Origin of the sequence: Pseudomonas sp. zjy_15, assembly GCF_043101865.1 — a bacterium.
Lineage (GTDB): Bacteria > Pseudomonadota > Gammaproteobacteria > Pseudomonadales > Pseudomonadaceae > Aquipseudomonas > Aquipseudomonas putida_Y.
Map to the genome: position 1 here is coordinate 1 of NZ_JBICII010000072.1, position 22,484 is coordinate 22,484.

At 63.3% G+C, this 22,484-nt stretch carries 21 protein-coding genes; 13 read left to right on the top strand and 8 right to left on the bottom strand.

The genetic code is table 11. From position 1 onward, the window contains the following. Nucleotides 1-83: 83 nt before the first annotated feature. Nucleotides 84-872, bottom strand: a complete 789-nt coding sequence (locus tag ACF8EF_RS14145; protein WP_392461705.1) for a DUF6515 family protein — start codon at nucleotides 870-872, stop codon at nucleotides 84-86. Between the two features lie 396 nt (nucleotides 873-1,268). Between ACF8EF_RS14145 and ACF8EF_RS14150 the strand changes: the two genes are divergently transcribed. Together ACF8EF_RS14150 and ACF8EF_RS14155 are read left to right on the top strand one after the other, a co-directional pair. Further along, nucleotides 1,269-1,745: an Lrp/AsnC family transcriptional regulator gene (locus tag ACF8EF_RS14150; RefSeq protein ID WP_003249795.1), complete on the top strand. Its 477-nt coding sequence runs from the start codon at nucleotides 1,269-1,271 to the stop codon at nucleotides 1,743-1,745. A 54-nt stretch (nucleotides 1,746-1,799) separates the two neighbouring features. Further along, entirely contained in the window at nucleotides 1,800-2,003 is a 204-nt protein-coding gene (locus ACF8EF_RS14155; protein WP_003249787.1) for a DUF2788 domain-containing protein, read from the top strand. A gap of 114 nt (nucleotides 2,004-2,117) precedes the next feature. Here the strand turns inward: ACF8EF_RS14155 and ACF8EF_RS14160 are convergent, their stop codons facing one another. The 4 genes from ACF8EF_RS14160 to ACF8EF_RS14175 all read right to left on the bottom strand — a co-directional run bounded on the left by ACF8EF_RS14160 (nucleotide 2,118) and on the right by ACF8EF_RS14175 (nucleotide 8,178). Further along, a complete protein-coding gene (locus ACF8EF_RS14160) occupies nucleotides 2,118-2,750 on the bottom strand; it encodes a pseudouridine synthase (protein ID WP_245354957.1) in 633 nt (210 codons plus the stop codon). A gap of 6 nt (nucleotides 2,751-2,756) precedes the next feature. After that, nucleotides 2,757-4,220, bottom strand: a complete 1,464-nt coding sequence (gene amn / locus ACF8EF_RS14165; protein ID WP_176683224.1) for an AMP nucleosidase — start codon at nucleotides 4,218-4,220, stop codon at nucleotides 2,757-2,759. 105 nt (nucleotides 4,221-4,325) lie between these two features. Then, nucleotides 4,326-5,978, bottom strand: coding sequence for an acyl-CoA dehydrogenase family protein (locus ACF8EF_RS14170; RefSeq protein WP_176683223.1), 1,653 nt, complete (start codon nucleotides 5,976-5,978; stop codon nucleotides 4,326-4,328). A gap of 211 nt (nucleotides 5,979-6,189) precedes the next feature. Next, a complete protein-coding gene (locus ACF8EF_RS14175) occupies nucleotides 6,190-8,178 on the bottom strand; it encodes a hybrid sensor histidine kinase/response regulator (protein ID WP_176683222.1) in 1,989 nt (662 codons plus the stop codon). A gap of 264 nt (nucleotides 8,179-8,442) precedes the next feature. On the opposite strand from ACF8EF_RS14175, the gene ACF8EF_RS14180 reads away from it, so the two are divergent. The 4 genes from ACF8EF_RS14180 (at nucleotide 8,443) to ACF8EF_RS14195 (ending at nucleotide 12,009) form a co-directional block, all read left to right on the top strand. Beyond that, nucleotides 8,443-9,240, top strand: a complete 798-nt coding sequence (locus ACF8EF_RS14180; RefSeq protein WP_010955404.1) for a hydroxymethylpyrimidine/phosphomethylpyrimidine kinase — start codon at nucleotides 8,443-8,445, stop codon at nucleotides 9,238-9,240. 13 nt (nucleotides 9,241-9,253) lie between these two features. After that, nucleotides 9,254-9,877, top strand: coding sequence for a thiamine phosphate synthase (thiE, locus tag ACF8EF_RS14185; RefSeq protein ID WP_176683221.1), 624 nt, complete (start codon nucleotides 9,254-9,256; stop codon nucleotides 9,875-9,877). 16 nt (nucleotides 9,878-9,893) lie between these two features. After that, a complete protein-coding gene (gene hemL, locus ACF8EF_RS14190; RefSeq protein WP_012053798.1) occupies nucleotides 9,894-11,177 on the top strand; it encodes a glutamate-1-semialdehyde 2,1-aminomutase in 1,284 nt (427 codons plus the stop codon). Between the two features lie 286 nt (nucleotides 11,178-11,463). Then, complete coding sequence (locus tag ACF8EF_RS14195) at nucleotides 11,464-12,009, top strand: tetratricopeptide repeat protein (RefSeq protein ID WP_176683220.1); 546 nt, start codon at nucleotides 11,464-11,466, stop codon at nucleotides 12,007-12,009. Between the two features lie 3 nt (nucleotides 12,010-12,012). Here ACF8EF_RS14195 and ACF8EF_RS14200 read toward each other — a convergent pair whose 3' ends face one another. Further along, nucleotides 12,013-12,339: a DUF1820 family protein gene (locus ACF8EF_RS14200; protein WP_003249769.1), complete on the bottom strand. Its 327-nt coding sequence runs from the start codon at nucleotides 12,337-12,339 to the stop codon at nucleotides 12,013-12,015. Nucleotides 12,340-12,571: 232 nt separating this feature from the next. Here ACF8EF_RS14200 and ACF8EF_RS14205 point away from each other — a divergent pair, with 232 nt between their 5' ends. From ACF8EF_RS14205 to lnt, 4 genes are read left to right on the top strand one after another with little or no spacing between them, the layout of a single operon-like run. Beyond that, nucleotides 12,572-13,570, top strand: a complete 999-nt coding sequence (locus ACF8EF_RS14205; protein ID WP_014592526.1) for a PhoH family protein — start codon at nucleotides 12,572-12,574, stop codon at nucleotides 13,568-13,570. After that, nucleotides 13,563-14,036 carry an rRNA maturation RNase YbeY gene (ybeY, locus tag ACF8EF_RS14210; RefSeq protein ID WP_176683219.1) on the top strand — a complete coding sequence of 158 codons (474 nt, stop codon included), beginning with the start codon at nucleotides 13,563-13,565 and terminating at the stop codon, nucleotides 14,034-14,036. The genes ACF8EF_RS14205 and ybeY overlap by 8 nt, the downstream gene beginning before the upstream one ends. Nucleotides 14,037-14,061: 25 nt before the next feature. Beyond that, the gene (locus ACF8EF_RS14215) at nucleotides 14,062-14,901 is read left to right on the top strand and encodes an HlyC/CorC family transporter (RefSeq protein ID WP_003249762.1); all 840 of its coding nucleotides are present in this window, start codon (nucleotides 14,062-14,064) and stop codon (nucleotides 14,899-14,901) included. A gap of 8 nt (nucleotides 14,902-14,909) precedes the next feature. After that, the gene (gene lnt / locus ACF8EF_RS14220) at nucleotides 14,910-16,427 is read left to right on the top strand and encodes an apolipoprotein N-acyltransferase (protein WP_392461707.1); all 1,518 of its coding nucleotides are present in this window, start codon (nucleotides 14,910-14,912) and stop codon (nucleotides 16,425-16,427) included. Nucleotides 16,428-16,573: 146 nt separating this feature from the next. Here the strand turns inward: lnt and ACF8EF_RS14225 are convergent, their stop codons facing one another. Both ACF8EF_RS14225 and ACF8EF_RS14230 read right to left on the bottom strand, forming a co-directional pair. Then, on the bottom strand, nucleotides 16,574-17,335 hold the full coding sequence (locus ACF8EF_RS14225; protein WP_339444021.1) for a YdcF family protein: 762 nt from the start codon (nucleotides 17,333-17,335) through the stop codon (nucleotides 16,574-16,576). A 134-nt stretch (nucleotides 17,336-17,469) separates the two neighbouring features. Beyond that, nucleotides 17,470-17,784, bottom strand: a complete 315-nt coding sequence (locus ACF8EF_RS14230) for a hypothetical protein (RefSeq protein ID WP_176683216.1) — start codon at nucleotides 17,782-17,784, stop codon at nucleotides 17,470-17,472. Between the two features lie 226 nt (nucleotides 17,785-18,010). Between ACF8EF_RS14230 and leuS the strand changes: the two genes are divergently transcribed. The 3 genes from leuS to holA all read left to right on the top strand — a co-directional run bounded on the left by leuS (nucleotide 18,011) and on the right by holA (nucleotide 22,360). Continuing rightward, nucleotides 18,011-20,617: a leucine--tRNA ligase gene (leuS, locus tag ACF8EF_RS14235; protein ID WP_209963246.1), complete on the top strand. Its 2,607-nt coding sequence runs from the start codon at nucleotides 18,011-18,013 to the stop codon at nucleotides 20,615-20,617. Between the two features lie 61 nt (nucleotides 20,618-20,678). After that, nucleotides 20,679-21,284 carry an LPS assembly lipoprotein LptE gene (lptE, locus tag ACF8EF_RS14240; protein ID WP_176683214.1) on the top strand — a complete coding sequence of 202 codons (606 nt, stop codon included), beginning with the start codon at nucleotides 20,679-20,681 and terminating at the stop codon, nucleotides 21,282-21,284. A 38-nt stretch (nucleotides 21,285-21,322) separates the two neighbouring features. Next, a complete protein-coding gene (gene holA / locus ACF8EF_RS14245) occupies nucleotides 21,323-22,360 on the top strand; it encodes a DNA polymerase III subunit delta (RefSeq protein WP_176683213.1) in 1,038 nt (345 codons plus the stop codon). Nucleotides 22,361-22,484 lie beyond the last annotated feature (124 nt).

The window sequence follows — 22,484 nt, forward strand, 5'->3', positions numbered from 1 at the left end:
GCCAATTTCCACCCGCCGATCACCGTTGCCGCCGCTACCGTATTCGCGGGTAAACCCGCTCCTACAGGGGTTCCGTGCAGGGTTCAGTTGATGCTGTAACCCCGACCACTGAAGCAGGCCCCCAGCGCCCGCTGGTAGTGGCTGAGCACAGTGGCCTCCGGTGCGTACGTCGCCGTCGCCGGGTCGAAGCCCGACTGGCTCACCGCCCAGCGATGGCACTGATAGCGGTCCTGCTCCTGCTGTTCCTGCCCCTGGCCATACATCGGATAAGCCACCACGTCATACCCGCCGTTTGCCGGTGCCACCGGCACGCCGACCGGCGGGTTGACCACCACATATTCCTGGCTTTCTGCCAGGTACTGGTAATAGGTATCGGCCACCAGAAAGAACAGCGCACCCCCCAACCACACTTCCCGCGCATAAAGCGGCAGGTAATTGACCCGCACGCCGTACGGCGGGGTCACCACGATGTAACTGCCCCCGTGCGGGCGGTACCAGTAACCCCCGGAGTAGAAATAGTCAGCGCCCCGGTAGGGTACTTTCCAGTAACGGTCAGGAAAATGGTCCACCCTGTGCCCTGGGCGATACTGCGGCCCAGGCCCCCAGCCATTGCCATGGCCATCCGGGCGCCCCTGCCAGTCGCCACCGGGCCGTTGCCCCGGGCCACCGGTTTGCCAGTGGTGATCATCACCGTGTCGGCGGGGAATGTCCTGGTAATACCCCTGGCGCGGCGGCTGGGTCTGGCGCACTTCGTCGCGCGAGTTGAGCGAGCGCCCCGACGGCCCCTCGCCAGGCCCTTCAGCCAGGGCCCCAAGGCTGATGCTCAAACCTAGCAAACCAACACCTGCCAACTGCCAGATGCGCGACGTCATGGTGTTCCTCTCGGTAGAAAAAACTGCAACCACCGCCAGTCTACCGCGCCCATGACACAGGCCAATTAAATTTCCGGCATGAAAAAAGGGAGGCCACAGGGCCTCCCTTCAGAAATTGTCGTCCGTGCTCGGCACTTGTGGCGCCGGCTCACCTCACACCGTCTTCTGGAGGGTGTGTAGCCCGGGGGCCTGCAGATCCTGTTGGATGGCTGGCCGCGCGACCGCCCGCCTAGGGCGCGTCGCCGTGGACTGATGTCCGGGCAGTGATTCTGGTGATAAAGATACCGGACGGGTTGCGACAGAGGATTGCGAAGATTGCTCAGATAAATAGCACTTGCGCAATTTTTCACCCTGGATTGATAATTCGCAGCAATCCGAACAGAAAAGGCAAATGCCATGAGCAAACTTGACCGCTACGACCTGAGCATCCTCGCCGAATTGCAGCGCGATGCGCGCATTTCCAACCAGGAACTGGCCGAACGCATCGGCCTGTCGCCATCGCCATGCTCACGTCGGGTCAAGCAACTGGAAGACGACGGCTACATCTCGCGCCAGGTGGCCCTGCTCGACCGCAAGAAGCTGGGCCTGAGCCTGACCGCCTATGTGTTGATAGGCATGGACCGCCACACCCCGGAACGCTTTGAAACATTCGAGGCCGCCATCCGCAACCTGCCGCAGGTGCTCGAGTGCAGCCTGGTCACCGGCATGGATGCCGACTATCAGCTGAAAGTGGTGGTGCCGGACATGGACCACTACCAGAAACTGCTTCTAGGCAGCCTGACGCGTATCGAAGGCGTCACCAGCGTGCGTTCGAGCTTCGTGCTCAACCAAGTACTGGCCAGCACCGAGCTGCCATTGACCCACCTGCGTTAAATGCTCACGCCAGCCGACGTATAATCGGACGCTCAACCCGCCTGGAGAACACCGATGGATCCCGCCGTATTCGAAGAGTGGATGATGATTATCCTGGTCACCGTATTGATCGGTTTCATGGGCTTCATCGTCTGGGACCTGGCGAAAAAGTCCAAGGCAGGCAAGTTCGGCACGCTGATCCTGTTCTTCGTGCTGGGGCTTGGGGTGCTGGCCTTCATCATCAAGAGCGTGGTGGTGGGGTTTCTGGAAGGCGTATAAAACATTTCAGGGCCATTCGCGGGCACGCCCGCTCCCACAGATTTGGCGCTGCCTTCAAGTACTGCGCCGTCCCTGTGGGAGCGGGCATGCCCGCGAACCGGCCCCTGACCTGAACTAAAGCTTGGCAGGGACCTCCCGCCAGCCCCCCTGCTCCAGCCCATCCAGCGCCCAATCCCCGATCCGCACCCGCACCAGGCGTAAGGTCGGCAAGCCCACCGCCGCCGTCATCCGCCGCACCTGGCGGTTACGCCCTTCGCGAATCACCAGTTCCAGCCAACTGGTCGGCACACTTTTGCGAAAGCGTACCGGCGGGTTGCGCGGCCACAGCTCGGGCTCTTCCAGGCGCCGCGCCTCGGCCGGCAAGGTCGGCCCATCGTTCAGCTCCACACCATCGCGCAAACGCTGCAACTGCTCGTCACTCGGTTCGCCTTCCACCTGCACCCAGTAGGTTTTGGCCAGCTTGTGCTTCGGGTCGGCAATCCGCGCCTGTAGCCCACCATCATTGGTCAACAACAGCAGGCCTTCACTGTCGCGGTCCAGACGCCCGGCCGGGTATACGCCCGGGATGTCGATGAAGTCCTTGAGCGTCGCGCGCCCTTCACCGTCGCTGAACTGGGTCAGCACGTCGAACGGTTTGTTGAACAGGATCAGGCGCGGCTCAGCGGGTGGCGCCTTGGCCTGGCGACGCGGGCCGGCGGCAGGCCGCGCCTGGGGGCGGCGCGGCTTGTTACGGGGTGGCAGTGACATGGATCCTCAGCGGAACGGCGGCTCATCGAAGCTGCGCAGTTTACGCGAGTGCAGCGAGTTGAGCTCGGTGCGCAGCAGGTCGAGGGCGGCAATGCCGATCTTCAGGTGCTGGCTGACCGCCCGGTTGTAGAAGGCGTTGGCCGAACCTGGCAGTTTGATCTCGCTGTGCAGCGGCTTGTCGGACACACACAGCAAGGTGCCGTAAGGCACGCGCAAACGGTAGCCCTGGGCAGCAATGGTGCCGCTTTCCATGTCCACCGCCACGGCACGCGACAGGTTGATCAACGGGCGTTCCTGGGCCCAGCGCAGCTCCCAGTTGCGGTCGTCGTAGGTCAGCACGGTGCCGGTGCGCAGGCGCTTTTTCAACTGCTCGCCACGCTCGCCAGTGACCTGTGCGGCAGCCTCCTGCAAGGCCATCTGCACTTCGGCCAGGGCCGGGATCGGGATATTCGGCGGCACGACCCGGTCGAGAATGCCGTCACGACGCATATAGGCGTGCGCCAGCACGTAGTCGCCGATGGTCTGCGACTGCCGCAGGCCGCCGCAGTGGCCGATCATCAGCCAGCAATGCGGGCGCAGCACGGCCAGGTGGTCGGTGATGTTCTTGGCGTTGGACGGGCCGACACCAATGTTGACCAAGGTAACGCCATTGCCGTCGGCGGCGATCAGGTGGTAGGCCGGCATCTGGTAGCGGTGCCAGACCACGCTGGCCACCAGGGCCTGGGTTTCGCCATGGTCCATGCCCTTTTCGATCACAACGTTACCCGGCAACACCATACGCACGAAGCGCGAGTCGTCACGCAGTTGTTCCAGGCCATGGCTGATGAACTGATCGACATAGCGGTGGTAGTTGGTCAGCAGGATCCACGGCTGTACATGGCGCCAGTCGCTGCCGGTGTAGTGCACCAGGCGGCGCAGCGAGAAGTCGACCCGCGCGGCATCGAACAACGCCAGTGGCATGATTTCAGCACGGTCCCAGTCGTACAGGCCATCAGCGATGTTGTCGGTGGCCGCCGACAGGTCGGTGCTGGGGAACACACGCGCGAGCTGCGCAGCGGTAATGCCGCTGCCGGCCAGCTCGTCGCCCTGGTCGACCACATAGGGGTAAGGGATGTTCTGCTCGCTGACGCCGACTTCTACCGTGACGGTGTAGTCATGCATCAGCGGGCGCAGTTGTTCCAGCAGGTAGCCACGGAACGCAGCGGGCTGGGTAATGGTGACGCTGTAGGTGCCGGCAACCTGAACCTTGGCGTAGGCGCGGGTGGTGGCGGCGACTTCGCCATGGCTGTAGTAGGTCAGACGCAGTGCCGGGTAGCGGAACAGGTCGCGCTCATCGGCATCGGGCTCGGTACGGTCCTTCAGGTAACGCTTCAGGGCCTTACTAAGGGCCCCTGTGGCCTGTTCATGCAAGGCCGCCAGACGGTCGACGGCCTGTTCGGGGGTATCAACGACTACAAAAGCGTGGCTCACACTGTGCTTCCTGTCTGGACATGCATGTGATCCATCTTGCCTGCCTTCTTGGTTAAATACACCCCCATTGATCGCTGTTGGGTTGATTCGCGGGCAAGCCCGCTGCTACAGCGGCCAGGCAGGCGTAGCCCTTGTTACCAATGCCATCACATCCACACCTCGCGGCAGTGCCCCATACACCCTGCCACCACCGGCCAAGCGGCTGCCGATAAACGCATCACTGACCTCTGTATTCCCCGCCTCCAGCAGCAGCTTGGCCTGCAACGCCAGGGCAATATCCTCGGTCAGTTGGCGCGCGCGGTACTGCATGTCACCGGTGTCGGCAAACGCCCCCTTGAGGTTGCCGATATGCGCCGCCAGGCGCGGGTCGCCATGCCCGTCACCCAGCTCGGCAAACAGTGCATCGAGCACTCCCGGCTCCTTGGACAAGGCCCGCAGCACATCCAGGCACTGCACGTTGCCCGAGCCCTCCCAGGTCGAGTTGACCGGCGCCTCGCGGTACAGCCGTGGCAGAATGCTGTCTTCCACATAACCCGCGCCACCCAGGCATTCGGCGGCCTCGTTGATCATGGCCGGCGCACGTTTGCAGATCCAGTATTTGCCCACCGCCGTGACCAGCCGAGCGAAATGCGCCTGCTGTGGGTCGTCCAGTTGCTCCAGCGCCTGGCCCATGCGCAAGCTCAGGGCCAACGCAGCCTCACTTTCCAGTGCCAGGTCGGCCAGCACGTTCTGCATCAATGGCTGCTCGTTCAGTACCCGCCCGCCGACCTTGCGATGCGCGCAATGGTGGGCCGCCTGCGTCAGCGCCTGGCGCATCAGCGCGCTGGAGCCGACCATGCAGTCGAACCGGGTCATGGCGACCATCTCGATGATGGTCGGCACGCCGCGCCCCTCTTCGCCAATCATCCACGCCAGCGCACCGCGGAACTCTACCTCGCTGGAGGCGTTGGAGCTGTTGCCCAGCTTGTTCTTCAGCCGCTGGATATAGAACTGGTTGCGGTTGTCATCCGGGCGGTGGCGCGGCAGCAGAAAGCAGCTCAGGCCTTTGTCGGTTTGCGCCAAGGTCAGGAAAGCGTCGCACATCGGCGCCGAGCAGAACCACTTGTGGCCAACCAGCTCATAGGCCTGCCCCGGGCCCGGCGTACCGACCGGATAGGCCCGGGTAGTGTTGGCGCGCACATCGGTGCCGCCCTGCTTTTCGGTCATCGCCATGCCAAGCGTGACCCCGGCCTTGTGCCGGTCACCCACGTTGCGCGGATCATATTCGCAGGCAAGGACCTTCGGCAGCCAGTATTCAGCCAGTTCAGGCTGCAGGCGCAATGCCGGCACGGCGGCAAACGTCATGGTCAGCGGGCAACCGGTGCCGGCCTCGGCCTGGCTGTGCAGGTAGGTCATCGACGCCCGTGCAACATGGGCGCCAGCACGGGGTTCGGCCCATGGTAAAGAAGGCAGGCCATGTTCGACGGCGGTACGCATCAGCTCATGGTAGGCCGGGTGGAACTCGACCAGGTCGATGCGATGGCCATAGCGGTCGTGGCTGCTGAACTCGGGTTTGTGCGCGTTGGCCAGGAAGCCTGCCTGCATCAGCGGGCCGCCGGCCAGGGCACCATAGGCGTCGATCCGCGACTCGGCCCAGCCCGCGCCAAAACGCCTTGACCATTCCTGCAGTGGAATGTCGAGACGGTACAGGTTGGCACCGTCGAGTGGCGGCGGCTGATTGGTGACTTCGTGGGTTTCAGCGTACTGGTGCAGGCTCATCGGGGGGCTCCTGGATCCGGGTAGGCTTGAGAGACCCAGTGAAGCACTGCTTGCGGGGTAGTCAAAGGGGTATTAATGACTAAACGTGTGGTTGCTGGCGTGCGCGCGCGCGTAGGAGCGGGTTTACCCGCGAATACGGTGGTGGCGGCAACGGTGAACAGTGGGTGGATATTGGCCAGCAGGCCCGGCCCTTTCGCGGGTGAACCCGCTCCTACAGCGAGCGCCGCGCCTGCAGCATGTGCGGGCTCATCTGCGCCTGCGAAATCGCCATGTTCAAACTCAACTCGAAGCGGCTACCCAACCCGCGCGTCGATTCATGTGCCAATCTGGCCCCCAGCAACTCCCCCATCTGCCGGCAAATCGACAAGCCGATGCCCAAACCGCCATACCGCCGGGTCATCGAACCATCGACCTGGAAGAACCGCTGGTACAGGGTCGACTGCTCCAGATCATCGAAACCGATACCGCTGTCGCTGACGGTAAAGGTCAACGCCAGATCACCCGGCCCCACCCGGCGGCCGCGTACCTGGATCATCACCCCGCCCTGATGGGTGAACTTCAAACCGTTATCCACCAGGCAACCCAGGCAGTGCGCCAGTTTCTGCCCGTCACCGAGCAACTCGTCCGGCAGGTCGGCCGGAATATCCAGGCTCAGGTACAAGCCTTTGCCCAGAGCCTGCCCGGCATAACCAGCGCGCAAGCCCTGTAACAGGGCGCGCAGGCTGAACGGTGCCGGCTGCACCCGCAGGCGGCCGGCCTGCAATTCGGACAGGGTAAGAATGGCATCGACCATATCCATCATGCCTTGGGCAGACCCCACTGCCGTGTGATGGTACTGAGCCATTTCGGCATCCATCGGCAGGGTGTGCATCAACTCGAGCGAGCCAATCACCCCGTTCATCGGGGTGCGCAGCTCGTGAGTCACGCTGGCCAGGAACTCGTCCTTCAGACGGTTGCTCCTGGCCAGTTGCAGGTTCAGTTGCTCGAGCGTACGCCCAGTGTCGCGCAGGGTCTGCGCCTGCTGCTCGCGCAGGCTGTTGATGCGGTCGGCCAGGGCCAGCGACAACAAGGCCACCTCCAGCGCCGAACCCAACTGGCTGGCATACATGGTGATGAACACGTTCGGCAGGTAGCCCAGCACCATCAAGGTGTTGACCAGACCGCCAAGCAGAAACGCCGTCCAGGCGATGATGAACCAGCGCGCCACTCGAAAGCCGCGCCACCAGGCATACAGGCCGGCGCAGAAGACGCTTACAGTGAACAGCAACGCCAGCAGCGTGGCCATGCGCAGAGCAACGCCATAGGGCATGCTCACCGCCAGCACCATGACCAGCGCGCCCCCCAGCATCAGCAGTTGCAACAGGCGGTCGAAGCCACGGTTGATGCTGCCCAGTCGCAGGAAGTGCCGGGCGAACTGGCAACCGAACAGGCCGGCTGCACCAATGAACAATGGCGTGGAGGCATTCGCCCACCAAGGGCTGTCTGGCCAGAAGTACGCTACACCGGCACCGTTCACCGACACCTGGTAAAGGCCGAACGAAGCGATGTAAAGGATGTAGTAGAGGTAGCTGACGTCGCGCACGCTCAGGTAGATGAACAGGTTGTATACCAGCATCACCAGCAACACGCCGTAGATCATCCCCAGCACATACAGGCGCGTGGGCTGCTCTTCCAGGTAGGCATCAGGGGACCATAACGCCAGCGGTGCTTGCACCGACCCCTGGCTGTGCAGCCGCAGGTACGCGGTAGTCACCTTGCCAGGGGGCAATTGCAATTCGAACAAGTAGTTGTTCTGCCGGATCTGCCGGCTGTCGTAAGGCAAGGCATCGCCGGTACGCTGCGCCAGACGGTACATGCCGCTGCTGTCAGGCAAATACAGTTCGAGGTGATCCAGCGGCGGGTAGGCCAGCTCCAGCAACCATTGACGCGGGGCTGCACTGGGCGCGGCAACGGGGCGCAACTCGACCTTGAGCCAGAACACCGAGGTGGAGTAACCGGCGTTCAGCACATCTTCATGGTGGGGCTGAAAGTGTTTGGCAAACCCGGGGGCACTGACCTGAGCGATGCTGGCATTGCCATCGGGGTCTTCATAAACCTGCATGGCCTTGCCCAGTGGAAGATGCCGGGTAGCGTCGTCGAAATCGACCGCTCCGGCCAGCACGGGCAGCAAGCCCAGAAGCACAATCAGCAAATAGCGCATACAGCCCCAGCATGGCCTGTCCGGTCGCGTCGCGGTAGCCTCCCATCCGTTTGAGACGACGTGATCCTGCAGAACCCGTTTGTAGAGTTATCCGAGCACTCTAGCATAGCTTCACAACCTGGCAATGGGCCATAAAAAACACAAAGAAAAGGCTCTAAATCAAGGCTTTCAATAGAAAAACAACAGACAACCTGACCGATCGATCAGTAAAACTCGTTTGTCGGACGATCCGCCCAAACAGGTTTGGTGGTAAGCTCGCCGACCATGAATACCTACAGCTCCCGCCCCGTTGTCCTCTGTCTCTCCGGCCACGACCCCAGTGGCGGCGCCGGCTTGCAGGCAGATATCGAAGCCCTGATCGCCCAAGGCTGCCACGCTGCACCTGCAGTGACCGCCCTGACCGTGCAGGATACCGTCAACGTTTCCGACTTCCGCGTACTCGACCGCGAGTGGGTGCTGGCCCAGGCCAACGCCGTGCTGGCCGACTCCACGGTGGCCGCCGTCAAGTTGGGCATGCTCGGCTCGATCGAGATGGTCGACACCGTCGCCGAACTGCTGGCCGCCCACCCCCACCTGCCGCTGGTCTGCGACCCGGTGCTGCGTGCCGGTGGCGGTGGCCGCCTGGGCAAGGACGAAGTGGGCTACGCCCTGCGCGAACGTCTGCTGCCGCTGGCGACCATCGCCACACCGAACCTGCCCGAAGCGCGCATCCTCGCCGAACTGCCCGAAGGCACCGCTGATGAATGCGCCGAGAAACTGTTGCCGTTCTGTAGACACCTGCTGATTACCGGCGGTCACGGCGACGAAGACGAAATTCACAACCGCCTGTACACCCAGGACGGCCAGCACTTCACCTGGACTTGCCAGCGCCTGCCAGGCAGCTACCACGGCTCGGGCTGTACCCTGGCCAGCGCCCTGGCCGGCCGCCTGGCGCTCGGCGAGCAGCTGGAAAGCGCCGTGCGCACCGCCCTGGACTACACCTGGCGCACCCTGCGTGACGCCGAGCAACTGGGCAAGGGCCAGTACGTGCCGCGCCGCCTGCCCCTGGACTTCTGCTCCTGACACGAGGCCTTCAATGAAGCTACGCGGTCTGTATGCCATCACCGACAGCCAGCTGCTCGCCGGCCGTTTCCTGTCCCATGTCGAGGCGGCCCTGGAAGGCGGCGTGTGTCTGCTGCAGTACCGCGACAAGAGCGACGATGCAGCGCGCCGCCTGCGTGAAGCCGAAGGGCTGATGAAGCTCTGCGAGCGTTACGGCACCCGGTTGCTGATCAACGATGACGCCGAACTGGCCGCACGCCTGGGTGTCGGCGTACACCTGGGCCAGACCGACGGCCCGCTGACCCCGGCCCGCGCACTGCTCGGCCGTCAGGCAATCATCGGTTCCACCTGTCACGCCAGCCTCGAACTGGCCACCCAGGCTGCCAGCGAAGGCGCCAGCTACGTGGCGTTTGGCCGCTTCTTCAATTCTGTCACCAAGCCGGGCGCGCCCGCTGCCAACGTCGAACTGCTGCAGCAGGCCCGCGCCCAGGTGAAACTGCCGATCGCCGTGATCGGCGGCATCACCCTCGACAACGCCGCCCCGCTGGTCGCCCACGGTGCCGACTTGCTGGCGGTGATCCACGGTTTGTTCGGTGCCGACAGCGCGCAGGAAGTCACCCGCCGCGCCCGCGCCTTCAACGCCTTGTTCGCATCCTGATTCGAGAGATACTTCCATGTCCCGTTCCGAAGCCCTGTTCGCCCAAGCCCAGAAGCACATCCCCGGCGGCGTCAACTCGCCAGTCCGCGCTTTCAAGAGCGTTGGCGGCACGCCGCTGTTCTTCAAGCATGCCGAAGGCGCCTATGTCGTTGACGAGGACGACAAACGCTACGTCGACTACGTCGGCTCCTGGGGCCCGATGATCCTCGGCCACGGCCACCCGGACGTGCTGGACTCGGTACGCAAGCAGCTGGAGCACGGCCTGTCCTACGGCGCGCCGACCGCCATGGAAACCGAGATGGCCGATCTGGTCTGCTCGATCGTACCGTCGATGGAAATGGTGCGCATGGTCAGCTCGGGCACCGAAGCCACCATGAGCGCCATCCGCCTGGCCCGTGGCTACACTGGCCGTGACGCCATCATCAAATTCGAAGGCTGCTACCACGGCCACTCCGACAGCCTGCTGGTAAAAGCCGGCTCCGGCTTGCTGACCCAAGGCGTGCCAAGCTCGGCAGGCGTGCCAGCGGACTTCGCCAAACACACCCTGACCCTGCCGTTCAACGACATCGCTGCCGTCGAGAAGACCTTGGCCGAAGTTGGCCAGACCGTGGCCTGCATCATCGTGGAGCCCGTGGCCGGCAACATGAACTGCGTGCCACCGGCACCGGGCTTCCTCGAGGGCCTGCGCGAGCAATGCGACAAGCATGGCGTTGTGCTGATTTTCGACGAAGTGATGACCGGTTTCCGCGTCTCGCTCGGCGGCGCCCAGGGCCATTACGGCATCACGCCGGACCTGTCTACCTTCGGCAAGATCGTCGGTGGCGGCATGCCGGTCGGCTGTTTCGGCGGCAAGCGTGAAATCATGGGCTGCATCGCCCCGCTCGGCCCGGTCTACCAGGCCGGCACCCTGTCGGGCAATCCGCTGGCCATGGCCGCCGGCCTGACCACCCTCAAGCTGATCAGCCGCCCAGGCTTCCACGCCGAGCTGACCGACTACACCAGCCGCATGCTCGATGGCCTGCAGCAGCGCGCCGATGCCGCTGGCGTGCCATTCGTCACCACCCAGGCCGGTGCCATGTTCGGCCTGTACTTCAGCGGCGCCGACGATATCGTCACTTTCGAAGACGTGATGGCCAGCGATGCCGAGCGCTTCAAGCGCTTCTTCCACCTGATGCTCGACGGTGGCGTGTACCTGGCACCGAGCGCGTTCGAGGCGGGCTTCACCTCCATCGCCCACGGTGACAAGGAGCTGCAGATCACCCTGGATGCGGCTGAGAAGGCCTTTGCCGCCCTGAAATAAGCAGCTACTCCCCTTTGTGGGAGCGGCCTTGTGTCGCGATAGGGCCGCAAAGCGGCCCCAGCAATCGATGCATTTCTGCTGGAATTCTGGGGCTGCTGCGCAGCCCTATCGCGACACAAGGCCGCTCCCACAGAGGCCGGCACAGGCAATAATTACGCACGCACAATCAGCTGACTTCCCCAACCAAGCAGAAATTCGAGTAAAACTTTGTAAGGTTGGCGCTGCTTATCCCATAATGTGCCACCAGAGACATTGGCCGCAGCTTTGCAGAGGTAAGTCGATCCCCATGAACCGCACCGGCCGCGCCCTGACCCTGGGCTGCCTGTTGCTTCTTCAGCCCCTGCTGGCCCTGGCGGAGGGCGGTAACTCGTTGCTGATTCCGGCGACGGGCCGCTGTACCTTGAACGTTCAGCCTGAAGACCTGGCAAACGCCCTCAAGGCCTGCGAGCAGACGGCGACTGCGGGGGATGCCCAGGCGCAATTCGAACTGGGCGAGTATTACTACACGCAAACGCCAAAAAACCTGGACAAAGCCCTGGACTGGTTCCAGAAGGCTTCGCTGCAAGGCCATGCCGACGCCCAATACCGCCTGGGCGCCATGTTCTTCCGTGGCGAAGGGGTCAAGGCCAACAACGTGCAGGCCTACATCCTGCTGAAGATGGCTGCGGTCAATGGCGCCGAAGATGCGCTGGACATGGCCGACGAAGTGACCGAGCAAATGCCCCGCGACGAACTGGAACATGCCACCCAGGTGCTCGGCCAGATTTTCCGCAAGTACCTGCTGGAGCTGCAGAGCGCCGAAGGGCGTACGCCGTTCTCGCCGCTTCCCTGAAGGTCACTTTTCCGGCATTGGCATCGGGAACGGCATCACATTGCCGCCACCCTTGGCCTCGCTGATCTTCGCCGTGCCCAGCCGCTCCACCTCATCGATGCGCACAATCGAGTGCATTGGCACGAAACTGCGGACCACTCCGTCGAACTGGCTCTTGAGCTTCTCCTCACTCGGGTCCACTACCAGCTGCGAGCGCTCTCCGAACACGAACTCCTCGATTTCCAGAAAGCCCCACAGGTCACTCTGGTAGATCTGCTTGGCGTACATCTCGAAGACCTGGCCCTGGTTCAGGAAGATCACTTTATAGATGGCGGGTTCGCGTTTGCTCATGTTCGACCAGATAACACATGCGTAAGAAAAGGTGGCCATGATACCTGTTCTGGCCCCTTCGCGGGTGAGCCCGCGCCCACAGGATCTCTACCGGCCTTGCAGGAGCGGGCTCACCCGCGACGAGGCCAGAACAGCCCGTACATACCGTTGAACGTTTCAGTGCTTTCGCCACTGCCATTCAAGGGTTATTCTTGAGTTCAACTCCATCGCCGTCGAGCGGCTAAAAACGACCTTGAACGCACCCATAGAACCCCATCGTTTCATCCTCGAACCCTTCGAGGCCCACCGTTTCGCCAACTTGTGCGGCCAGTTCGACGAGCACCTGCGCCTGATCGAGCAGCGCCTGGCCATCGAGATCCGCAACCGCGGCAATCAGTTCGAACTGATCGGCGAACCCAGGACCACCTCTGCTGCGGAACAGCTGCTGCGCCGTCTCTATCGCGAGACCAAGGCCACCGACCTGTCACCGGAAACCGTACACCTGTACCTGCAGGAGTCGGCTGTCGAAAACATCGACAACCCGGCCGTCAACGAGGTCAGCGTGTCGCTGCGCACGCGCAAGGGCAACATCCGCCCGCGCGGGCTCAACCAGCAGCGCTACGTCAAGGAAATCCTGGCCAACGACATCAATTTCGGCATCGGCCCGGCCGGTACCGGCAAGACCTACCTGGCCGTAGCCTGCGCCGTGGACGCGCTGGAACGCGAACAGGTGCGCCGCATCTTGCTGGTGCGCCCGGCGGTCGAGGCAGGTGAAAAGCTCGGTTTCCTGCCCGGCGACCTGGCACAGAAAATCGACCCGTACCTGCGCCCGCTGTACGACGCCCTGTACGAAATGCTCGGCTTCGAACACGTGGCCAAGCTGATCGAACGCCAGGTGATCGAAATCGCCCCTCTGGCCTACATGCGTGGCCGCACCCTGAACAACAGCTTCATCATCCTCGACGAAAGCCAGAACACCACGCTCGAACAGATGAAGATGTTCCTGACCCGCATCGGTTTCGGCTCTACCGCGGTGATCACCGGTGACATCACCCAGGTCGACCTGCCCCGTGGCACCAAGTCGGGCCTGGCGCACGTCATCGAGGTGCTGAAGGACGTTCCCGGGATCAGCTTTACCCATTTCCAACCCAAGGATGTGGTTCGTCACCCACTGGTGCAGCGTATTGTCGAAGCCTACGACCGCTTCGAAGCCCGTCAGCCCAAGCCCGAGGCGCCCGGCAAAGATGCTTGAACTTGATATCCAACGGGCCACGGATGCTGCCACTCCAGATGACGCCGCCTTTCGCCGCTGGTGCGAATTGGCGTTGCGCCAGCGCAGCGCAGACTCGGAAATGACCATTCGCCTGGTCGACGAAACCGAAGGCCGCGAGCTGAACCACACCTACCGGCACAAGGACTACGCGACCAATGTGTTGTCGTTCCCGGCCGATGTGCCCGATGACCTGCTCGATATCCCGCTGCTGGGCGACCTGGTGATCTGCGTGGCGGTGGTCGAGCGCGAAGCGGCCGAACAAGGCAAATCGCTGGAGGCGCACTGGGCGCACCTGGTCATCCACGGTTGCCTGCACTTGCTCGGCTATGACCACATCGAGGATGAGGAGGCCGAGGAAATGGAAAGCCTGGAACGGGAATTGCTGGCAGAACTGGGTCACCCCGACCCGTATGCCGATGATGAAACCGACACAATCACACACTGATACACGAAGGATCACGAGAACCGCCATGAGCGAAGATCGATCGAGCAACGGGCAGAAGTCCTGGCTGGGTAAACTGACCCAGGCTTTTGCCCATGAGCCGAAAAACCGCCAGGAGCTGCTTGAGCTGCTGCGCGAAGCCCATCAGAACAAATTGCTGGACAGCGAAGCGCTGACCATCGTCGAAGGCGCCATTCAGGTCGCCGACCTGCAGGTTCGCGACATCATGGTTCCGCGCTCGCAGATGAACAGCATCAAGGCCGGCCAGTCGCCTCGCGAGTTCCTGCCGGCGGTGATCGACGCCGCGCACTCGCGCTACCCGGTAATCGGCGAAAGCCATGACGATGTGCTCGGGATCCTGCTCGCCAAAGACTTGCTGCCATTGATCCTCAAGGAGAACGGCGACAGCTTCAACATCAAGGACCTGCTGCGCCCGGCCACCTTCGTACCCGAGTCCAAGCGCCTGAACGTGTTGCTGCGCGAGTTCCGCGCCAACCACAACCACATGGCCATCGTCATCGACGAATATGGCGGCGTGGCGGGCCTGGTTACCATCGAGGATGTGCTGGAGCAGATCGTCGGCGATATCGAGGACGAGCACGACGTCGAGGAAGACAGCTACATCAAGCCACTGCCCAGCGGTGATTTCCTGGTCAAAGCGCTTACCCCGATCGAGAACTTCAACGAGTTCTTCGACAGCGAGTTCTCCGACGACGAGTTCGACACGGTCGGCGGCCTGGTGATGAGCGCCTTTGGCCACCTGCCCAAGCGCAACGAAACCACTGAGATCGGCTCTTACAAGTTCCGTATTCTCAACGCCGACAGCCGGCGGATACACTTGCTGCGCCTGACCCCGATCACCCGTTAAGGACAAACATGCGTTGGATCACCCGCCCCGGCTGGCCCGGTAACCTGCTGGCCCTGGCGGCCGGTGCCTCCACCCTCCTGGCCCTGGCGCCGTTCGACATCTGGCCGCTGGCAGTGTTGTCCATCGCGATGCTCTACCTTGGCCTGCGCGAGCTCAGCCCGCGCCAGGCCATGTGGCGTGGCTGGTGGTTCGGGTTTGGCCTGTATGGCGCCGGCACCTGGTGGATCTACGTCAGCATGAACACCTACGGCGGCGCCTCGCCGCTGCTGGCGATCGTGCTGTTACTGGCGTTCTTCGCCGCACTGGCCTGGTTCTTTGCCCTGCCCACCTGGCTGTGGGCGCGCTGGCTACGCCGCAACGAAGCACCACTGGCCGACGCCCTGAGTTTCGCCGCCCTCTGGCTCCTGCAAGAGGCCTTCCGCGGCTGGTTCCTGACCGGTTTCCCCTGGCTCTACGCTGGTTATAGCCAACTGGACGGCCCATTGGCCGGCCTTGCGCCGTTGGGCGGCGTATGGCTGATTTCCTTCACCCTCGCCCTCACCGCCGCCCTGCTGTGCAACCTGCACCGCCTGCGCACCCGCCCCTCGTTCCTGGCCGTGGCCAGTGTGCTGTTGCTGGCCCCCTGGGTGCTGGGCCTGACGCTCAAGGGCCATGCCTGGACCACTCCGGCAGGCGAGCCGCTGAAAGTGGCGGCGATCCAGGGCAACGTCGAGCAGGACCTGAAATGGGACCCCGCGCACATCGACGCGCAACTGGCGCTATACCGCGACCTGAGCTTCAGCTCCAGGCCGGTGGACCTGCTGGTGTGGCCGGAAACTGCTGTTCCGGTGCTCAAGGACCAGGCCCAGGGCTACATCGACGTGATGGGCCGCTTCGCCGCCGAGCGGCATTCGGCGCTGATCACGGGGGTGCCGGTGCGTGAAGAAGTGCACCACCAGCGCCGCTACTACAACGGCATTACCGTCACAGGCGAAGGCGATGGTACTTACCTCAAGCAGAAGCTGGTGCCGTTTGGCGAGTATGTGCCGCTGCAAGACGTGCTGCGTGGGGCCATCGAGTTCTTCGACCTGCCCATGTCGGACTTCGCCCGCGGCCCGGAAGACCAGCCGCTGCTGCAGGCCAAGGGCTACCAGATTGCGCCTTACATCTGCTACGAGGTGGTCTACCCCGAGTTCGCCGCCGGCCTGGCTGCACGTAGCGACCTGCTGCTGACCATCAGCAACGACACCTGGTTCGGCAAATCCATCGGCCCCTTGCAGCACCTGCAGATGGCGCAGATGCGCGCGCTGGAGGCCGGCCGCTGGATGATCCGCGCCACCAACAACGGCGTGACTGCACTGATCGACCCGTTTGGCCGCATTACCACGCAGGTTCCGCAATTCCAGCAGGCAGTGCTGTATGGCGAAGTGGTGCCGATGCAGCAGCTGACACCTTACCTGCAATGGCGCTCATGGCCGCTGGCAATAGTCTGTGCATTGCTGCTGGGCTGGGCGTTGCTGGCAGGGCGTATTGCAAAAACCGTCTGATTGGCGATACGCGGCCACTGTAGGAGCGGGTTTACCCGCGAATACGGTAGTGGCGGCAACGGTGAACCGCGGGTGGAGATTGGCCGGCAGGGCCGGCCCTTTCTCGGGCAAGCCCGCTCCTACAGGGGACTATGTAAGCCGGTGAATCAGTAAAACACCCGATACCCCGCCAACCCCACAACTTCATTAAGCAGTTGCCCGCTCTGCCACATCGCCCGGCTCTCTGGCAACAGCCCGCCAAACGGCCGCGCATGATCGCGCCCCAGGAACCCCACCGGCGCCGGCACCACCTCGAACCCCGCCTTTTCAAAACTCCAGCGTGAGCGCTGCATGTGCCAGGCCTGGGTCACCAGCACCACCCGGCGAATTCCCAAAGGCTGCAGCACCTTTGCCGTCAGCTGGGCATTTTCCCAAGTCGTGCGGCTGGCCTCTTCGCGCCATTTCACCTCGACAGCGAAATCTTCACGCAGGCGATCAGCCATCAGCCTCGCCTCGCTGGGCGGCGTCCCGTAATGCAACCCGCCACTGGTCAACACTGGCAGACCGGAGGCCTTGGCCAGCCGCGCCGCAAAGCGCATACGCTCCAGCGCCGTGGCCGTGGGCTGGTCACCGCCACCCCAGGCCGGGTCCCCGCGCTCGCGCCCGGCGCCCAGCACCACAATGGCATCCGCCCGGCTCGCCAGGCCGGCCCAGTCGCTCACCGCCAGCGGCGGCTCACTTTCCAGCACACGGGCGGTTTCCTGCACCACCAGCGGCAGGCTCATCAGCCACAGACCACCCAGTCCTGCGGCAAAGCAAAGCGCCGCCAACCGTGGCCGCCGCGTGCGCAGCCACCAGGCAGCAAGCAGCAGCAAGAGCAGCACGCCCGGCGGCATCAGCCATTGTTTGATGAAGAATCGGATCGGCATCGGCCACACCTCCTTGGCAGGCGTGCAGCCTAGAAGGATCGACGCCGGTCAACAAGTGCGTACCGGCGTCGATCGTGAGTTGTGTGATAGTGAAGAACCGGCGCGCGATAGCCTGCGCCTGGCGTCCTGAACGGCTAGCGATGCGGCAGCGTCCTGGATCTCGCCTTACTGGCGGGGCGTTTCTTGTCCTTGAGCCAGATGATCTTGGCCGATGTCGGCTCCGCTTGTGGGTAACTGCCGACAGAGGCATTGTGGCGCTCCGGGAGGGAATCCAGGTAGGCCTTTATCACTTCGAACTCTGCGTGGCTCAGGCCACGCAACTCAAGCTCAGCTGGCATCTCGTCGCGCAATCGAACCGAGGTCCTGGCCGTTTCCAGTGCCAGGCCAAGCCGGTCGATCAGGCGCTCGTAAAGCTCCGGTCTGATTGCGGGTAGCTGCGTCTCTCCCATCCGTTCACCTCATTGAAGGTAAGAATATCCCCCCCACACCTGAGCTTAGCGTCGCTGCAAAAAGCAGCCGTGTGCCGCGACCAGCGGGCATTCGCAACGAAGGTTTCCCACGATACGCAGCGCTGCTGTATGCTACGGCGTTCACTCTAAACGACACCGGAGTGCCGGACGCAGCGAGGTTCCGCTGCCTGGAACAAGGTCTCTTCTCTCTCAGCCAAAAGTAGCCATGCACGAACAATACACGCCCCGTGATATCGAAGCCGCCGCCCAGAAGTTCTGGGACGAGCAACAATCGTTCGCTGTGACCGAACAGCCAGGCAAAGACACCTACTATTGCCTATCGATGTTCCCGTACCCGAGCGGCAAGCTACACATGGGCCACGTGCGCAACTACACCATCGGTGACGTGATTGCCCGCTACCAGCGCATGCTGGGCAAGAACGTCCTGCAACCGATGGGCTGGGACGCTTTCGGCATGCCCGCGGAAAACGCGGCGATGAAAAACAACGTCGCCCCGGCCAAGTGGACGTACGAAAACATCGACTACATGAAGACCCAGCTCAAGAGCCTGGGCCTGGCCATCGACTGGGCACGTGAAGTCACCACCTGCAAACCCGACTACTACCGTTGGGAGCAGTGGCTGTTCACCCGTCTGTTCGAGAAAGGCATCATTTACCGCAAGAACGGTACCGTGAACTGGGACCCGGCGGACCAGACCGTACTGGCCAACGAACAGGTCATCGACGGCCGTGGCTGGCGTTCGGGCGCGCTGATCGAGAAGCGCGAAATCCCGATGTACTATTTCCGCATCACCGACTACGCCGACGAACTGCTGGAGAGCCTCGACGAGCTGCCGGGCTGGCCTGAGCAGGTCAAGACCATGCAGCGCAACTGGATCGGCAAATCGCGCGGCATGGAAGTACAGTTCCCGTACGACCAGGCCAGCATCGGCCACGAAGGCACCCTCAAGGTCTTCACCACCCGTCCGGACACGCTGATGGGCGCCACCTACGTCGCCGTCGCCGCCGAGCACCCGCTGGCCACCCAGGCCGCGCAGGGCAACCCGGCGCTGCAGGCGTTCATCGATGAGTGCAAGAGCGGCAGCGTTGCCGAAGCCGACATGGCCACCCAGGAGAAGAAGGGCATGGCCACTTCCCTGCTGGTCGAGCACCCGCTCACTGGCGAGAAGCTGCCAGTATGGGTCGCCAACTACGTGCTGATGCACTACGGTGATGGCGCGGTAATGGCCGTACCGGCCCACGACGAGCGCGACTTCGAGTTCGCCCACAAGTACAACCTGCCGGTCAAGGCCGTGGTGCGCACCAGCGCTGGCGATGAAGTCGGCAGCGAATGGCAGGCCGCCTATGGCGAACACGGCCAGCTGATCAACTCCGCAGAATTCGACGGCCTGGACTTCGCTGGCGCCTTCGACGCCATCGAAGCGGCGCTGATCCGCAAGGAACTGGGCAAATCGCGTACCCAGTTCCGCCTGCGCGACTGGGGTATCAGCCGCCAGCGCTACTGGGGCTGCCCGATCCCGATCATCCACTGCCCGTCCTGCGGCGACGTACCGGTGCCGGAAGACCAGTTGCCGGTCACCCTGCCGGAGAACGTGGTGCCGGACGGGGCCGGTTCGCCACTGGCGCGCATGCCTGAATTCTACGAATGCAGCTGCCCGAAATGCGGTACTCCGGCCAAGCGCGAAACCGACACCATGGACACCTTCGTCGAGTCGTCCTGGTACTTCGCCCGCTACGCCTCGCCAAACTACGACAAAGGCCTGGTCGACCCCAAAGCCGCCAACCACTGGCTGCCGGTAGATCAGTACATCGGCGGTATCGAACACGCGATCCTGCACTTGCTGTACGCGCGCTTCTTCCACAAGCTGATGCGTGACGAAGGCCTGGTCACCTCGAACGAGCCGTTCAAGAACCTGCTGACCCAGGGCATGGTGGTCGCAGAGACCTACTACCGCGTTGCCAGCAACGGCGGCAAGGACTGGTTCAACCCGGCCGATGTCGAGATCGAGCGTGATGCCAAAGCCAAGATCATTGGCGCCCGCCTGAAGACCGACGGCCTGCCGGTGGAAATCGGTGGCACCGAAAAGATGTCCAAGTCGAAAAACAACGGCGTCGACCCGCAGTCCATGATCGAAGCCTATGGCGCCGACACCTGCCGCCTGTTCATGATGTTCGCCTCGCCGCCCGACATGAGCCTGGAATGGTCCGACTCCGGCGTCGAGGGTGCCAGCCGCTTCCTGCGCCGCGTCTGGCGCCTGGCTCAGGCTCACGTCAGCCAGGGTCTGCCAGGCAAGCTGGATGTCGCCGCCCTGGACGACGCGCAAAAAGTCATCCGCCGCGCGATTCACGCCGCCATCAAGCAGGCCAGCACCGACGTGGGCCAGTTCCACAAGTTCAATACCGCCATCGCCCAGGTGATGACCGTGATGAACGTGCTGGAAAAGGCCCCGCAAGCCACCGAACAGGACCGTGCCCTGCTGCAGGAAGGCCTGGAAGCCGTCACCCTGCTGCTGGCACCGATCACTCCGCACATCTCTCACGCGCTGTGGCAGCACCTGGGCCATGCAGGGTCGGTGATCGATGCCGCATGGCCAAGCGTCGACGAACAGGCGCTGGTGCAGGACACCATTACCTTGGTGGTTCAGGTCAACGGTAAACTGCGCGGCCAGGTCGAGATGCCTGCTGCTGCCAGCCGCGAAGAAGTCGAAGCCGCTGCCCGCAGCAACGAGAATGTCCTGCGCTTCATCGATGGCCTGACCATCCGCAAGGTCATCGTGGTACCGGGCAAACTGGTCAACATCGTCGCCAACTGATGAAAACGCCCACCCGCATTGGCTGCGGGTGGGCGGAACAGGCCCAAAAGGGAGCAACAACATGATCAAACGCAATTTGCTGGTAATCGGCCTGGCGGTCATGCTCAGCGCCTGCGGTTTCCAGCTGCGCGGCACCGGCGCCACCGAGCTGAGCGTGAAGGAAATGGACGTCAGCGCGCGCAATGCCTATGGCCCGACCGTGGTCCAGCTGCGTGAAGTACTGGAACGTAGCGGCGTCAACGTGCACGCCGGCGCACCGTATCGCCTGGTGCTGACCAACGAACAGGAGCGCGAGCGCTCGGCCACCTACAACAGTGGCAACCGTACCGCCGAGTACGAGCTGACCACCAAGCTGGACTACAGCATCCTGGGCCTGAACAACCTGGAGCTGATGAGCGACAAGCTGGAGGTGCGCAAGGTCTACGTGCGTGACGGCTCGAACATCACCGGCTCCGAGCAGGAAGCCAAACGCGCCCGCGAAGAAATGCGCCGCGACCTGGTCAATGCCATGGTCGTACGCTTGCAAATGCTGTCCCCGTCCCAGCTGGATGAGCTGCAGCGTAAAGCCGACGAGCGTGCCAGCGCCGAAGCTGCCGCGCTGGAAGCAGCCCGCCGCCAGCAAGCCGAGACGCCTCAGCAATCGCCACTGGAAGTTCCGGGCAACTAAGCCCGTGAGGGGCGCCCTCGGGCGCCTCGCCTGCTCCCATGAAACTCGCCCCTGCCCAACTCAACAAGCACCTGCAAGGCGCCCTGGCACCGGTCTACGTGGTCAGCGGCGACGACCCGCTGCTGTGCCAGGAAGCCGCCGACGCCATCCGCAATGCCGCGCGTCAGCAAGGTTTCGATGAACGCCAGGTATTCAGTGCCGACGCCAACTTCGACTGGGGCACCCTGCTCCAGGCGGGTGCAAGCCTGTCGCTGTTCGCCCAGCGCCGCCTGCTGGAACTGCGCCTGCCCTCAGGCAAGCCCGGTGACAAAGGTGCCGCCGCGCTGATGGAATACTGCGCCAATCCCGCCGAAGACACGCTGTTGCTGATCAGCCTGCCCAAGCTCGACAGCAGTGCGCAGAAGACCAAGTGGGGCAAGGCATTGATCGAAGGCGCCCATTGCCAGTTCATCCAGATCTGGCCGGTGGATGTGCACCAGTTGCCTCAGTGGATCAACCAGCGCCTGCAACAGGCCGGCCTGTCAGCCCAGCGTGATGCCGTCGACCTGATTGCCGCGCGCGTGGAAGGCAACCTGCTGGCAGCCGCGCAGGAAATCGAAAAGCTCAAGTTGCTGGCCGAAGGCAGCCAGATCACCGTGGAAACCGTGCAGGCTGCCGTCGCCGACAGCGCCCGCTTCGATGTCTTCGGCCTGGTCGATGCCATTCTCAACGGCGAGGCTGCGCATGCCCTGCGCATGCTCGAAGGCTTGCGCGGTGAAGGTGTGGAGCCGCCCGTCATCCTCTGGGCCTTGGCCCGTGAGCTGCGTCAGCTGGCGGGGCTGGCCCAGCAGTTCAGCCAAGGCGTGCCATTGGACAAAGCGTTCAGCCAGGCCCGCCCGCCCATCTGGGACAAACGCCGACCGCTGGTCAGCAAGGCCCTGCAGCGCCTCTCGGCGCAGCGCTGGGCACAACTGCTGCAGGATGCCCAGCGTATCGATGCGCAGATCAAAGGGCAGGCAGAAGGTTCGCCCTGGATTGGCCTGGCGCGGCTGTCGCTGTTGATGGCTGGCCAGCGCCTGACCCTGCCGCCCATGTAGGGGCGGGTTTACCCGCGAAAGGGCCGGGGCTGCCGGCCAATATCCCCGGTCATTCGCCGTCGCAGCCGCCACCGTATTCGCGGGTGAACCCGCTCCTACACCTGATCGGGGGCGGACACACATC